The sequence below is a fragment of the Pseudomonas sp. PME37.24/006 genome, from assembly GCF_055556635.1.
Map to the genome: position 1 here is coordinate 1,023,718 of NZ_JBVHNL010000004.1, position 13,081 is coordinate 1,036,798.

The following is a 13,081-nucleotide window of genomic DNA, read 5'->3' on the forward strand; positions in this document are numbered from 1 at the left end:
ATGTCCGTGAAACAGCACAACATGAAATCCTGGTTCAAGAGCGGTTCGCCCTGGATCTGGATGAACGCCGGTGCGGTATCGATCGCCATCATCATGACCTTGGGTCTGCTGTCAGTGATCGCCACCCGTGGTCTGGCCCACTTCTGGCCGTCCGACATCATCGAGGCCACCTACCAGATCCCTGGCCAGGAAGCCAAGATCATGGCGGGCGAAGTGGTCCAGAAGGAAGAGATTCCCCGTGCCCGCCTGGCCTCCGCTGGTCTGCCGGTGAATGTCGAGGGCGGCGAGTTCATGACTCGCGAACTGCTCAAGGTCGGCAACCGCGATCTCTATGGCGCCGACTTCTCCTGGGTGGTTGGCGAATGGCTTGGTGAGCAGCGCAAGCCCGCAGACCTGACCGCCTTCGAGCGCCGTGAGTGGGGCAACTTCTACGGCTACCTGCTCAACGTCAAGGAAGACGGCAAGCTGGTTGCTGAAGGCGATGCCGCCTGGTCGGAGCTGCAGAAGCGTATTGATCGTGTCGACGATCTGCACGGCCAGATCGTGCAGCTCGAGAAGCGTGATATTGGCCGCATCAACGCCGGTCTCGAGCGCGTCCGTCTACAGACCCGCAAGCTGGAACTCAGCGGTCAACTGACTGAGGCGGCCCAGGCCGACCTCGACGCCGAACGGGCCCGCTGGGATGCCGAGTACAAGGTGCTGGAAACCGAGCTCAATGCCCGCCACCAGCAGTTCAATCGCGACAGCATGACCGTTCGTTCGGCCGATGGCCGTGAGCAGGAAATCAGCCTCGGTAAAGTGGTTCGTGCATTCCGTCCGAACGCCATGTCGAGCCTCGACAAGCTCAGCTTCTACGGCAGCAAGCTGTGGGAGTTCGTCAGTGATGATCCGCGTGAGGCCAATACCGAGGGCGGCATCTTCCCGGCGATCTTCGGCACCATCATGATGACCCTGATCATGGCGGTCATCGTCACCCCGTTTGGTGTGATCGCAGCGATCTACTTGCGTGAATACGCCAAGCAGGGGCCGCTGACCCGGGTCATTCGTATCGCCGTGAATAACCTGGCCGGTGTTCCGGCGATCGTCTACGGCGTGTTCGGTCTGGGCTTCTTCGTCTACGTGCTCGGCGGTTCCATCGACCGGCTGTTCTTCCCCGAGGCCGCTCCGGCACCGACCTTCGGTACTCCCGGCCTATTGTGGGCCTCGCTGACCCTGGCGCTGCTCGCCGTGCCGGTGGTGATCGTCGCCACCGAGGAAGGCCTGGCACGGATTCCGCGGGCGCTGCGTGAAGGTTCTCTGGCGCTGGGTGCCACCAAGGTCGAAACGCTGTGGCGTGTGGTGCTGCCGATGGCCAGCCCGGCGATGATGACCGGACTGATCCTCGCCGTGGCCCGCGCTGCTGGTGAAGTGGCGCCGCTGATGCTGGTCGGTGTGGTGAAGCTGGCCCCGAGCCTGCCGGTGGATGGCAACTATCCTTACCTGCACCTTGACCAGAAAATCATGCACCTGGGTTTCCATATTTATGACGTCGGCTTCCAAAGCCCCAACGTCGAAGCTGCGCGACCGCTGGTTTATGCCACTGCGCTGCTGCTGGTAATGGTCATCGCGATTCTCAACCTGACGGCTGTCTACATGCGTAACCGTCTGCGCGAGAAGTACAAGGCCCTGGATCATTAAGGCGGCTGCAGGCCGTAGCGTGAAGCGTCAGGCGCAAGCCGGCTCACGCTGCAGCTTGAAGCCTGTAGCCCCCGAAGGAGATTATTCATGCAACACGAAACCGCTTCCCACGGCATCGATATCTCGGCTCTTGGCCGTGACAAGCAGAGCCTCAACCTGGCCAACGAAACCGTGGCCATCGAAGTGCCGGGCCTGAACCTGTTCTATGGCGACAAACAGGCCCTGTACGACGTCAAGATGAACATCCCCAAGCAGCGCGTGACAGCCTTCATCGGCCCGTCCGGTTGCGGCAAGTCGACCCTGCTGCGTACTTTCAACCGGATGAACGATCTGGTCGACGGTTGCCGTGTGGAAGGCGAGATCAACATCGACGGTCGCGACATCTACCGCAAGGGTGAAGACGTCGCCGAACTGCGCCGTCGCGTTGGCATGGTGTTCCAGAAGCCTAACCCGTTCCCCAAAAGCATCTACGAGAACGTGGTCTACGGCCTGCGTATCCAAGGTATCAACCAGAAACGCATCCTCGACGAGGCCGTGGAATGGGGCCTGAAGAGCGCGGCGTTGTGGGATGAGGTCAAGGATCGCCTACATGAATCAGCCCTCGGTCTTTCCGGTGGTCAGCAGCAGCGCCTGGTGATCGCCCGTACCGTGGCAGTGCAGCCGGAAGTGCTGTTGCTCGATGAGCCGTGCTCGGCCCTCGACCCGATCTCGACACTGAAGGTCGAAGAGCTGATCTACGAACTCAAATCCAAGTACACCATCGTTATCGTTACCCACAATATGCAGCAGGCGGCGCGGGTTTCCGATTACACGGCGTTCATGTACATGGGTAAGCTGATCGAATTCGGCGACACCGATGCACTGTTCACCAACCCGGCCAAGAAGCAGACGGAAGACTACATCACCGGCCGCTACGGCTGAGGCCATGGCAAATACTCCCTGGCTTTGTCGGGCGCGCTTGCCGTACTACTCGTACTGTCAGTGCACGCCCTTCGCGCCAGTGAGCATTTTCCAAGGGCCTTGGTGCTGAGATAAACGTGGAAGGTGCGGGCGCACCATGGCCACTCAAGCGTAGCTTTCGCGGAGCGAAACAGATGATCAACAAAGACAGCCTGACCCATCATATTTCCCAGCAGTTCAACGCCGAGCTGGAGGAAGTTCGCAGCCATCTCCTGGCCATGGGCGGCCTGGTCGAGAAACAGGTCAACGACGCCGTCACTTCACTGATCGAGGCCGACTCCGGCCTGGCTCAGCAGGTGCGCGAGATCGATGACCAGATCAACCAGATGGAGCGCAACATCGACGAAGAGTGCGTACGCATTCTCGCCCGTCGTCAGCCGGCGGCTTCGGATCTGCGCCTGATCATCAGCATTTCCAAGTCGGTGATCGACTTGGAGCGCATCGGCGATGAAGCGACCAAGATCGCCAAGCGCGCGATCCTGCTGACCGAGGAAGGCGAGTCGCCGCGCGGCTACGTCGAGGTTCGCCACATCGGTGATCAGGTGCGCAAGATGGTGCAGCAGGCGCTGGACGCTTTCGCTCGTTTCGACGCCGATCTGGCGCTCTCGGTAGCGCAGTACGACAAGACGGTCGACCGCGAATACAAGACCGCGCTGCGCGAACTGGTCACCTACATGATGGAAGACCCGCGTTCGATCTCCCGCGTGCTCAATGTGATCTGGGCACTGCGTTCGCTGGAGCGTATTGGCGATCACGCGCGCAACATCGCCGAATTGGTCATCTATCTGGTACGCGGCACCGACGTTAAACATATCGGTCTGACCCGCATGCAGGAAGAAGTACAGGGTGGCGCCAAGGAGTGATCCTGGCTGCTCTGGAACCCTGAGAGTGCGTGGATGCCCAGCATGGGTTGGCCAGCTTCAGGTGTTCCCGCAGGCTTGCGCTTTAGTGTTGGCCTTAGGCCAGTGCTGGCGTCTATGCTAATGACCATTCGAGGGAGTGGTCGATGAGCAAAGTCAGTGTATTGGTGGTGGACGACGCCACCTTTATCCGCGATCTGGTGAAGAAGGGGCTGCGCGACCATCTTCCCGGTGTCCAGATCGAGGAAGCGGTGAACGGGCGCAAGGCCCAGCAGGTGCTCGGTCGTAATCCGATCGACCTTATCCTCTGCGATTGGGAAATGCCGGAGATGTCCGGCCTTGAGCTGCTGCAGTGGTGCCGTGAACAGGAAGCGCTGAAGGGTGTGCCGTTCATCATGGTCACCAGCCGTGGCGACAAGGAAAACGTCGTGCAGGCCATTCAGGCCGGCGTCTCGGATTTCATCGGCAAGCCGTTCTCCAACGAGCAACTGATCACCAAGGTCAAGAAGGCCCTGCAGCGCAGTGGCAAGCTGGCGGGGTTGATGGCCGCTGCACCGCCGAAAATGCTCAGCAGTGGCGCCTTCGCCAATGATTCGCTGTCGGCGCTGACTGCCGGTAAGACCGAGGTAGTGCGCCCGGCCAGCGCTGCACAGCCTGCGGCGGCGTTCAGCGCCAGCCCGGCGGTTGCCAAGGCCGCGCCGAATACGCCGATGGGGCGCAGTCAGGGACAGCTGCGTTTACCTGGTGGCACGATGGCTTGTGTAGTCAAGGCTCTGAGCCTCAAGGAAGCGTTGCTGGTGGTCAAACGCGGTGAGCTGATCCCACAAGTGCTGGAAAGCGTGGTGCTTGATCTGGAGCAGGGCGAATCGTCGGAAGTGGCACGGCTCAACGGCTATTTGCATAGCGTGGCTGCCTTCGAGCCGAAGCCCGACAGTGAATGGCTGCAGGTTGTGTTGCGGTTTGTCGACCGCGATCCGCAGAAGTTGGATTACCTGTCACGGTTGATCGCCCGTGGTACCACCCAGAAACACTTCACGCCAGGCGGTTGAGTCACGCCTGAGCATCGACGCGCTCTTCACTTGCAAGCCGAGTAGCGCGCCTACTCGGCTTGCTCCTTATGCCACGTCGTTAAGATGCGGCTGCCAGGATTCTGGAATCTGTTCCAGCCTTGGATAATGGATTGCCTCCAACTCTAGGTGCGGCAGCAGGAATGGGGTATGCCGCAGGTGCTCCGGTAGGCTGCGTAATTCCGGAATCCACAAGCTTACGTACTCGCCTCGAGGATCATACTGGCGGGCCTGCCTGAGTGCGTTGAACGTGCGCTTGAGCCGTGGATCACTGCCAGCCCCGGCGAGGTAGGCCCAGTTGCCCCAGTTGCTGGCCGGGTCATAATCGATCAGGTGTTCCTCGAACCAGGCCGCGCCATGACGCCAGTCCTGTTGCAGGTCGCTGACCAGGTAGCTGGCGACCACCTGCCGCCCCCGGTTGGACATGTACCCTGTCGCGATCAGCTCGCGCATGTTGGCGTCGACCAGTGGCATGCCGGTGCGTCCATGCGCCCAACGCTCGAAGCGTTCGTCGATCTGCTGTGGAGCGCGTTCGGTGGCCTTCAGGCCACCGGCCTCAAAGAGCGCCTGGCCGTGACGCTGCAATGTGCAGCGGAAGAATTCACGCCATAGCAGCTCCAACCACAGCCAGTAAGTAGACTCATTGGCGCCGTGGAGTGCCTCATGACGGCGTAACTCGGCGGCGGCACGGCGTGGAGACAGGCTGCCGTTGGCCAGCCAAGGCGAGAATTTTGACGAGTACTCGCTGCCGATCATGCCGTTACGGGTTTCCTTGTAGTGGCGAACGCCTTGGCTGTCCCATAGGTAATCACGCAAGCGTGCTTGAGCGGCGATTTCGCCACCCGAAAAGGGGAATGCGCTAGGCGCAATGCTCAGCGTATCGCCAAGCCCGAACTGGGATTGGGTCGGCAAGCCGAAGGCCTGCGCATCGACGCCATCTGGCAGCGGCGGCAACTGATCGGGTGCGGCCTGGGGTTGGAAGACGTACTGGCGCGTATCGATCAGCGTCCGGAACTGGCTATACACCTGGGGCAATTGCTGCAGAGGGCATGGCAGTTCGGCTTCGCTGAACAAGCTGTTGCCTTGCGCCGTACGCAGGGGAACGGAGCCAAGGCCCTCGCGTACACGGGCAATCTGGGCGATCTCCTGTGGAGCGATCTCGTCGAGGGTCAGAACCTGCTGCAGGTCGAATTGTTCGACCATCTGCACGATCATCTCTTCTGGTTTGCCCATCAGTACCAGAAGCTTCGAGCCGCGTTGGCGCAGGGCACTGTCGAGAGCCGTCAGGCTTTCCAGCAGAAAACGCGCACGCTGGACGCCAATGCGTCGGCTACCGAATGCGTCCAGCTGCAGCAACGCTGGGTCGAGCACGTACAAGGGCAGAAGGTGTGTGGCACTAAGGGCCGCCTGCAGTGCGGGATGATCGTCGAGGCGGAGATCCTGTTTGAACCAGAGCAGCGCACGCATGGAATGTTCTCTCATAGTGGACTCACTATGGATTGCTGAGAGGTATGACAAGTTCAGCGCCGTCTGGCGCCGACCGCTGGTAGGTCGAGGCTGGTAATACGACGGCGCATTGCTGACAGACGTCGGCGGTTACAGCCACTAGACTGTGCGGCTGTTTTCAGGAGCCCGAACATGGACATCTTCAGCATCGCCGTGCTGCTTTTTCTGGTCACCGATCCGTTCGGCAACATCGCTATCTTCATTGCCGCTTTGAAGAACGTCGCCCCTGAGCGGCGCTTGCGGGTGGCCGCGCGTGAGCTGTTGTTCGCCCTGGGATTGCTACTGCTGTTCCTTACCTTTGGTGACAAAGTGCTTAGCTCGCTGGGCCTGTCGCGGGAGGCAACCGCGATCGCGGGCGGTATCATCCTGTTCGTCATCGCCATGCGCCTGATATTTCCCAGCCCGAACGGCGTGCTCGGGGATGTCCCAGACGGTGAACCGATGCTCGTGCCGCTGGCCACGCCTGCAGTAGCCGGGCCATCTGCACTAGCGGTGCTGATGACCTTGCGCAATACCCACGAAGGCGAGCTCTGGGAGCTCTACCTCGCGCTGATCCTGGCCTGGGCCGCGACAGCGTTCATCCTGTTGCAGGCTTCGTTCCTGCAGCGTTTCCTTGGCCCTCGCGGGCTGACCGCAGTGGAGCGACTGATGGGCATGTTGTTGATCATGCTCAGCGTCGACATGCTGTTGGACAATCTACAAAGCGTATTGCATATCCAGCCATGAAATTCTTCAGTCTTACCTTGTTCGCCCTTCTGCTCGCTGGCTGTGCCAGTGGGCCTCGTATCGATCACAGCTACACGTCCAGCGGCCAGAGCAGCCGGGTGCAGTACATCGTGCTGCACTACACCTCGGCGGATCTGCCACGATCCCTGGAGCTGCTGACCAAGGAAGAGGTCAGTGCCCACTATCTGATCAATGCGGTGCCGCCGACCATCTACCAACTGGTCGACGAGAATCGCCGTGCCTGGCACGCCGGGGTCAGTGAGTGGCAGGGCCGCACCTGGCTCAACGGCACTACCATCGGCATTGAGCTGATCAATCAGGGCTACTTCGACACGCCCAAGGGCCGTTACTGGCAGCCTTATGCCCAACAGCAGATCGACACGCTGATCGTGCTGCTCAAGGACATTATGCAGCGCCACCAGTTGCCGCCTGGCAGCATCATCGGGCATAGCGATATCGCACCACAGCGCAAGGTCGATCCGGGCCCACTGTTTCCCTGGAAGCAACTGGCCGATGCCGGCCTGATGCCTTGGCCGGACGCCGCCGCAGTCGCGAGCGAGCAGGCCGTTTACACCCTCAGCCTGCCAGACGTCGCATGGTTCCAACAGCAGTTAGCCGTGCAGGGCTACGTGGTCCCGGATAGCGGCGTGCTCGACGAAGCGACCCGCAACGTGATCCGCGCCTTCCAGATGAAGTACCGGCAAGCGCTCTACGATGGTCAGCCTGATGCGGAAACGGCGGCGCTGCTGTTGGTGCTCAATCGCATGAGCAAGGCATAGCGCTGAATTGATGGGGGCAGGCGCCGTGACGGTGGCGCCGTACCTTGTTTTCCCGCTACAGCGGTAAGGACATATGGAATCGCGCGCCCTGGCCTGGGTGGGATTCGGCGCCGATGCGGCCGCCATGCAACTGGACGATTTCCTTGCACAGCGCCAGGCCGAGCCCGGCGCCGCCTTTCTTGCGGCCAATCTGCACAAAGGGCTCGAACAGCCTGGCCTGCTGGCCATAGGCAATACCTTCGCCCTCATCCTCGATACTGATCAACAGCCGCTCATCTTGGCGTTGCGCCAGCAGGCGAATGGTGCCGGCTTCTGGGCTGTGGCGCAGCGCGTTGTCGATCAGGTGGTCGAGCACGCGGTCGATCTGTGTCCGATCAAGGTGGATGCGCGGTAGCGCCTCACCGGCTTTCAGCACCAGGCTGATCTGCTGTGCTTGCGGTTTACCCGTGTGCCGTTTGGCGGCCTGTTCGAGCAGGTCGGGAATGTCGCAAGGTGCCAACTCGAGTTTTTGCACGCCGCTCTGGTAGCGGGAGAAATTGAGCAGGTCTTCGATCAGGTGCACCAGACGTTCCATTTCCTCGTCGACGATACTCACCAGATCCGCTTCCCGGGACTCCTCCGCGAACTTGCTGCGCTCACGCAGCAGGCCGAACGCCATGTGCATGCCGGTTACCGGGGTGCGCAACTCGTGGGAGGCGCGCAGCACGAATTCGTTCCTGGCCCGTTCGAAGGCACGCTGTTCGGTCACGTCATGCAGCACCATCACGGCGCCGAGGATATGCCCCTGGCCCTGGCTGACCGGTGTCAGGCTGTAGTTGAGCAGGCGGGTTTCGCCGTTCGCCTCGACCTGCAGATCTGCCAGCCGCTGCTCCAGGCTGTGGCCCTGCAGTACGTGCTGCAGTTGGTCATCCAACTCCGGGCGCGCCAGGGCCTGGCTGGGGCTCTGGCCGAGGGGCTGGTCATGCCAGCCGAGCTGCCGCTGGGCGACCGGATTGAAGTGTTCGAGCAGGCCATCGCGACCGAAGATCAGCAGGCCGTCGTCGATGCTGTCGAGCACTGCCTGCAGGCGGTGCTGCTCAGCCATCAACGCCTCCACGTTGCTGCTCTTGAGCTGGCGCAGGCTCTCCGCCATGAGACCGAAACGGCGGCTCAGCGCGGACAGTTCGGCAACCGGGGTAATTGGCAAGGTCACCTGAAAGTCGCCGCGGCCAATCTGGTCTGCAGCGCGGGCCAGCGCATCGATCGGCTGACCGACTCGGCGGGCGATGGTGTGCGCGGTGATGAAGCCGATCACCAGCACCGCGAGGCCGACCAGCCCCAGTAGCCCGGCGATCAGCCAGGCACGGTCGCGGGATGCGGCTTCCGACTGCTGTACGGCCGTCACGTAGCTGACCTGCAAGGCGTTGAGGCGGTCGCGGACAGTCTCGATGGTTCTGGCGAAATCATCGTTGGTAAGCAGTTGGTGGCGTACGGTCAATGGATCTTCGAGAAGTTGACTGAATTTCTGGTAGGCGGCCTGGATATCGACGATCGCCTGACGATCCGCTTCTGTCGGACTCGCATTCAGGCCATCGTCAATCCATTTGCGGATGCGCAGATCGGACTCCTTCAGGTTCTGCACTGTCTGCTGATTGAAATCCTCGCCAAGCATCAGAAACAGCTGTTTGCCCAGTTCTTGGCGCAGATCGAGACTGTCGCTGATGACCTCCAGGTTGTGGGTGAGTGTGCGGTTTTGTGATTGGGTGAGCTGCAGCACGCTGAAAATACCCAGCATCAGGCCCAGCAGGGCAACGGTGAGCAGGGCGCTGGTGCTGAGAAAAAGCTTGCTGCGCAGCTTCATAGGCCGAGCTGCTTACGTTTTCGATACAGCGTCGAAGCATCAATACCCAGTGTTTTTGCGGCTTGATCAAGGGTATCGCTGTTGGCCAGTATCGCGGAGATATGGGCCTTTTCCAGTTCCTCTAGGCTGAGGTCGGCACCGACGCGCGGTGCGCTGCTGGTCGTTGGTGCGCTCATCCCCAAGTGGCCGATATCGACCCATTCGCCGGGGCAGATGATGCTGGCGCGTTCGATCACGTTGCGCAGTTCACGAATGTTGCCGGGCCATTGATAGTCGAGCAGTGCCTTCAGCGCTTCCTCGCTGAAACCGCGTGCTGGGCGGGCGTAATCCTTAACGAAACGGGCAAGGAAGCGGTCTGCCAGGGTAAGGATATCGTCCGCGCGTTCGCGCAGTGGCGGCAGGTTCAGGGTGATGACGTTCAGGCGGTACAACAGGTCTTCGCGGAAATGTCCTTCCTTGACCATTTCAGCGAGGTCACGGTTGGTCGCTGCGAGGATTCGTACGTCGGCGTGGCGGGTCACCGGGTCGCCCACGCGCTCGTATTCCTTGTCCTGGATGAAGCGCAGCAGCTTGGGTTGCAGGGTCAGCGGGAAGTCGCCGATCTCGTCGAGGAACAGCGTGCCGCCGTCGGCCTGGTTGACCCGCCCCAGGGTACTTTCGCTGGCCCCGGTAAAGGCACCGCGGCTGTGACCGAACAGCTCGCTTTCCATCAGCTCGGCGGTCAGCGACGGGCAGTTGATGGTCACGCAGGATTTCTTGGCGCGGCGGCTCCAGCCGTGGATGGCGCGCGCCAGTTCACCTTTACCAGTGCCGGACTCGCCGAGGATCAGGATATTGGCATCGGTAGCGGCTACCTGCCGTGCGGTTTCCAGAATCGCCATCATCGCCGGGCTGTGCGAGTCGATACCGTCGCTGGGCTTGCGCACCTCGCCTTCCAGGGCTTCCAAGCGTGCGGATAGCTGGCGCACCTCCAACTGTTTGGCAGCAGCCAAGCGCAACTGATCCGGGCTGCACGGCTTGACCAGGTAGTCGGCGGCGCCGGCCTGCATCGCATCCACGGCGCTGTCGATGGCCGAGTGCGCAGTCACGATCACCACACGCATCCAGGGCGCGAGGATGCGCATCTGCGCGAGCACATCCAGGCCGTTTTCATCCCCCAGACGTAGGTCGAGGAAGCACATGTCGAACACCTGCCTCTGCAGCAGCGACTCGGTTTGCGCCGCGCTGTTGGCAGTGGTGACCTGATAGCCCTCGTCCTCCAGGCAATAGCGGAAGGTACGCAGGATAGCCGCTTCGTCGTCGACCAGCAGGATGCGCCCGCTCTGACCTGTTGCTTCCATTTACGTGCTCCATGGGGTGGATGGCAGAGATTAGTCCAGAAATCTTCGTGCAAGTTGCACGGCCAGTATGACGTGATCTTGCATCGTGCAAGCGGCCAGCTGCCATGACTTGGATTTAACCGGCTGATTTTAGTTGGTTTTTATTTTTTTGGCGGCTGGCATAACGCTTGCGACGTCCTTCTGACCGCTTTGCTGCGGCATTTTTGAATTACAGGAGGAGGCGTTACATGCTGTTGAGACAATCCGCACTGGCCATGGCCATCACCGGTCTTATTACCCTGGCACCGCTTGCACAGGCGGCTGAGGAGGGGATTGACCGGCAGTTGAGCGATGCCCGGCAGCAGGGTGCCATCGATACGGCATTCGCTCTGAACCGGCACCTGAGTCCTTTCGAGATAGTGGTCTCGGTTGACGACGGCACTGCGACCCTGAGGGGCGTGGTGGAAAACTCCGCTGAGCGCGAGCTGGCCGCCGAGCTGGCGGGCAGCATCGAAGGCGTCCGTGAGGTGAGCAACGATCTTGAAGTCGACCCAGACATAGAGGTTGCTGTCGTCGACGAGCAGGCGCGAATCACTACTGAAAAGACGCTGGCCCAACGCTTCGATGACGCCACCCTGGCAGCTACGGTCAAATCCAAGCTGCTGTGGAACAGCAACACCGAGGGCCTGGACATTCAGGTGCGTGCCGAAAACGGCGTGGTCAGCCTCAGCGGCAATGCCGGTACGCCGGTGGCCAAGGAGCTGGCCGGTGAGCTCGTCACCAATACCGAAGGCGTTCGCGAGGTGCACAACCACCTCAGCATCAACACGGCCGACAGTGCAGCGGCCGAAGCGCAGAACGCTGCCAATGATGCGGCCGCCTCGATCAGCGACACCTGGATCACCGGCAAGGTGAAGTCCAGCTTCCTGTACAGCCGCAACCTCGACAGCCTGAACATCAAGGTCGATACCCGCGAGGGCTTCGTGAGCCTCAGCGGCACCGTGTTGAGCAATGCCGAGAAGCGCCTTGCCGTCGAGACCGCGCGCAACATTCGTGGCGTGCGCGGCGTCGATGCCGACGCCCTGCGCATCGCCAGCTAAAGAGCAGCAAGGGAGGTGGTCGCCAGCGACCGCCATTCTATGCAGTGCCGCTGACGGCACTGCCTATAAAAGACAGGAACATCGCCATGAACAACAAGACCGAGCAACTCAACGAACTGATCGCCATCATCCGTGACGGCCAGCGCTTCTACGAACACGCCCATGATGAGGTCAAGGACGTGCGCCTGCAGGCGCTGTTCCGTGACATGTCGCAAACCAAGAACCAGGTGATTCAGGCCCTGTCGGTCAAGGTCGCTGCCAACCAGGAAGAGCCGACGTCCAGCGGTACGGTGGTGGGCAAGCTGCGCCAGGCTTATGCCGACGCGCGTGCCACGTTGTCCAGTGATGAAGAAGCCACTTATGTGGCGCAACTGGAAGAGGCGGAAGATCGCATCCTGCATGCTTTCGAGGATGCGCTGGAGAGCGCCGAGCCAGACGTGCGTGCATTGCTGGCCGTGGAAATGCCCAAGGTGCGTGCCTGTCATGACCGTATGCGTGATCTGAAGCACGCCATGTAAGCCGGTTGGCACAGGGATGTGCCGCCTTTTTCGTCGTGCAGAACGCCCGAGCTTTGTAACGTGATCGTGCAGGATGCCAATGATGGCACTTGGTTTTGTTTTTTAAATTGTTGATTTATAAGGATTTTATTTTTTATTAGAGCTGGCACGCAGGCTGCAATTCTATAAGTCATGAAAAGAACGCTAAGCCGTTCGGCAACGATTTAAAGGAGCTTCAGATGAACCTTCACCGCGCCCACACCGAGATCCTGATCCTAGCGGTCGCCGCTGTCCTGGTTTTGCTGTTGAGCGTGTCGTTCAAGGCTCCCCAGTCGCAAGCCGTCGAACCGCAAGTCTCCAGTCAGGTTCATGTGCCAGTCACCGTTCAACCTGCTGCTGTCTCTGCTGTTCCGGCCTCCTTTCAGACAGTAAGCCAGACCGTAAGCGTGCAAACCACCGGTGATTGGGTACGTGCTGACACCGTGGAAGCGCCAGTCAAGCAAACCCGTTGGGTGTTCTGAAACGCCTGCCGATTTTTTAACTGTTACACCCGTAAGACCTCAAAAAACCAAGGAGAAACGCCATGCTGAGTTGGGCCATTACCTTTCTGATCATCGCCATTGTCGCTGCCGTTCTGGGCTTCGGTGGTATCGCAGGCACTGCCACAGGTATCGCGAAAATCCTTTTCGTGGTGTTCCTGGTCATGTTCATCGTTTCGTTCATCATGGGTCGCCGCCCTCGGGGTTAGGC

At 60.5% G+C, this 13,081-nt stretch carries 13 protein-coding genes; 10 read left to right on the forward strand and 3 right to left on the reverse strand.

Annotation, left to right across the window (positions count from 1 at the left end; translation table 11 throughout):
- The 4 genes from pstA (at nt 1) to ACZ3GY_RS20785 (ending at nt 4,546) form a co-directional block, all read left to right on the forward strand.
- Entirely contained in the window at nt 1-1,677 is a 1,677-nt protein-coding gene (gene pstA / locus ACZ3GY_RS20770; protein WP_463563143.1) for a phosphate ABC transporter permease PstA, read from the forward strand.
- An 87-nt stretch (nt 1,678-1,764) separates the two neighbouring features.
- Entirely contained in the window at nt 1,765-2,598 is an 834-nt protein-coding gene (gene pstB / locus ACZ3GY_RS20775) for a phosphate ABC transporter ATP-binding protein PstB (RefSeq protein WP_463563144.1), read from the forward strand.
- 173 nt (nt 2,599-2,771) lie between these two features.
- A complete protein-coding gene (phoU, locus tag ACZ3GY_RS20780) occupies nt 2,772-3,500 on the forward strand; it encodes a phosphate signaling complex protein PhoU (RefSeq protein ID WP_225836376.1) in 729 nt (242 codons plus the stop codon).
- Nucleotides 3,501-3,643: 143 nt separating this feature from the next.
- A complete protein-coding gene (locus tag ACZ3GY_RS20785) occupies nt 3,644-4,546 on the forward strand; it encodes a response regulator (protein ID WP_463563145.1) in 903 nt (300 codons plus the stop codon).
- Nucleotides 4,547-4,612: 66 nt separating this feature from the next.
- Here the strand turns inward: ACZ3GY_RS20785 and ACZ3GY_RS20790 are convergent, their stop codons facing one another.
- On the reverse strand, nt 4,613-6,046 hold the full coding sequence (locus ACZ3GY_RS20790) for a DASH family cryptochrome (protein ID WP_463563146.1): 1,434 nt from the start codon (nt 6,044-6,046) through the stop codon (nt 4,613-4,615).
- Nucleotides 6,047-6,202: 156 nt separating this feature from the next.
- Here ACZ3GY_RS20790 and ACZ3GY_RS20795 point away from each other — a divergent pair, with 156 nt between their 5' ends.
- Both ACZ3GY_RS20795 and ACZ3GY_RS20800 read left to right on the forward strand, forming a co-directional pair.
- Entirely contained in the window at nt 6,203-6,796 is a 594-nt protein-coding gene (locus ACZ3GY_RS20795) for a MarC family protein (protein ID WP_463563147.1), read from the forward strand.
- A complete protein-coding gene (locus ACZ3GY_RS20800; RefSeq protein ID WP_465911815.1) occupies nt 6,793-7,575 on the forward strand; it encodes an N-acetylmuramoyl-L-alanine amidase in 783 nt (260 codons plus the stop codon). The genes ACZ3GY_RS20795 and ACZ3GY_RS20800 overlap by 4 nt, the downstream gene beginning before the upstream one ends.
- A 55-nt stretch (nt 7,576-7,630) precedes the next feature.
- Here the strand turns inward: ACZ3GY_RS20800 and ACZ3GY_RS20805 are convergent, their stop codons facing one another.
- Both ACZ3GY_RS20805 and algB read right to left on the reverse strand, forming a co-directional pair.
- On the reverse strand, nt 7,631-9,415 hold the full coding sequence (locus ACZ3GY_RS20805) for a KinB sensor domain-containing domain (protein WP_465911816.1): 1,785 nt from the start codon (nt 9,413-9,415) through the stop codon (nt 7,631-7,633).
- Nucleotides 9,412-10,755, reverse strand: a complete 1,344-nt coding sequence (gene algB / locus ACZ3GY_RS20810) for a sigma-54-dependent response regulator transcription factor AlgB (protein WP_465911817.1) — start codon at nt 10,753-10,755, stop codon at nt 9,412-9,414. Before algB ends, ACZ3GY_RS20805 begins: the two co-directional genes overlap by 4 nt.
- 227 nt (nt 10,756-10,982) lie before the next feature.
- Here algB and ACZ3GY_RS20815 point away from each other — a divergent pair, with 227 nt between their 5' ends.
- The 4 genes from ACZ3GY_RS20815 (at nt 10,983) to ACZ3GY_RS20830 (ending at nt 13,079) form a co-directional block, all read left to right on the forward strand.
- A complete protein-coding gene (locus ACZ3GY_RS20815; RefSeq protein WP_465911818.1) occupies nt 10,983-11,834 on the forward strand; it encodes a BON domain-containing protein in 852 nt (283 codons plus the stop codon).
- Nucleotides 11,835-11,920: 86 nt separating this feature from the next.
- Nucleotides 11,921-12,352, forward strand: coding sequence for a PA2169 family four-helix-bundle protein (locus tag ACZ3GY_RS20820; protein WP_463563152.1), 432 nt, complete (start codon nt 11,921-11,923; stop codon nt 12,350-12,352).
- 218 nt (nt 12,353-12,570) lie between these two features.
- Nucleotides 12,571-12,852 carry a hypothetical protein gene (locus ACZ3GY_RS20825; protein ID WP_463563153.1) on the forward strand — a complete coding sequence of 94 codons (282 nt, stop codon included), beginning with the start codon at nt 12,571-12,573 and terminating at the stop codon, nt 12,850-12,852.
- A gap of 62 nt (nt 12,853-12,914) precedes the next feature.
- Nucleotides 12,915-13,079: a DUF1328 domain-containing protein gene (locus tag ACZ3GY_RS20830; protein WP_013789335.1), complete on the forward strand. Its 165-nt coding sequence runs from the start codon at nt 12,915-12,917 to the stop codon at nt 13,077-13,079.
- Nucleotides 13,080-13,081: the final 2 nt, after the last annotated feature.

What these genes read in the sequence shown, in the direction of transcription:
- pstA (WP_463563143.1), top strand. Translation starts at nt 1, where the DNA reads ATGTCCGTGAAACAGCACAACATGAAATCCTGGTTCAAGAGCGGTTCG.
- pstB (WP_463563144.1), top strand. Translation starts at nt 1,765, where the DNA reads ATGCAACACGAAACCGCTTCCCACGGCATCGATATCTCGGCTCTTGGC.
- phoU (WP_225836376.1), top strand. Translation starts at nt 2,772, where the DNA reads ATGATCAACAAAGACAGCCTGACCCATCATATTTCCCAGCAGTTCAAC.
- ACZ3GY_RS20785 (WP_463563145.1), top strand. Translation starts at nt 3,644, where the DNA reads ATGAGCAAAGTCAGTGTATTGGTGGTGGACGACGCCACCTTTATCCGC.
- ACZ3GY_RS20790 (WP_463563146.1), bottom strand. Translation starts at nt 6,046, where the DNA reads ATGAGAGAACATTCCATGCGTGCGCTGCTCTGGTTCAAACAGGATCTC.
- ACZ3GY_RS20795 (WP_463563147.1), top strand. Translation starts at nt 6,203, where the DNA reads ATGGACATCTTCAGCATCGCCGTGCTGCTTTTTCTGGTCACCGATCCG.
- ACZ3GY_RS20800 (WP_465911815.1), top strand. Translation starts at nt 6,793, where the DNA reads ATGAAATTCTTCAGTCTTACCTTGTTCGCCCTTCTGCTCGCTGGCTGT.
- ACZ3GY_RS20805 (WP_465911816.1), bottom strand. Translation starts at nt 9,415, where the DNA reads ATGAAGCTGCGCAGCAAGCTTTTTCTCAGCACCAGCGCCCTGCTCACC.
- algB (WP_465911817.1), bottom strand. Translation starts at nt 10,755, where the DNA reads ATGGAAGCAACAGGTCAGAGCGGGCGCATCCTGCTGGTCGACGACGAA.
- ACZ3GY_RS20815 (WP_465911818.1), top strand. Translation starts at nt 10,983, where the DNA reads ATGCTGTTGAGACAATCCGCACTGGCCATGGCCATCACCGGTCTTATT.
- ACZ3GY_RS20820 (WP_463563152.1), top strand. Translation starts at nt 11,921, where the DNA reads ATGAACAACAAGACCGAGCAACTCAACGAACTGATCGCCATCATCCGT.
- ACZ3GY_RS20825 (WP_463563153.1), top strand. Translation starts at nt 12,571, where the DNA reads ATGAACCTTCACCGCGCCCACACCGAGATCCTGATCCTAGCGGTCGCC.
- ACZ3GY_RS20830 (WP_013789335.1), top strand. Translation starts at nt 12,915, where the DNA reads ATGCTGAGTTGGGCCATTACCTTTCTGATCATCGCCATTGTCGCTGCC.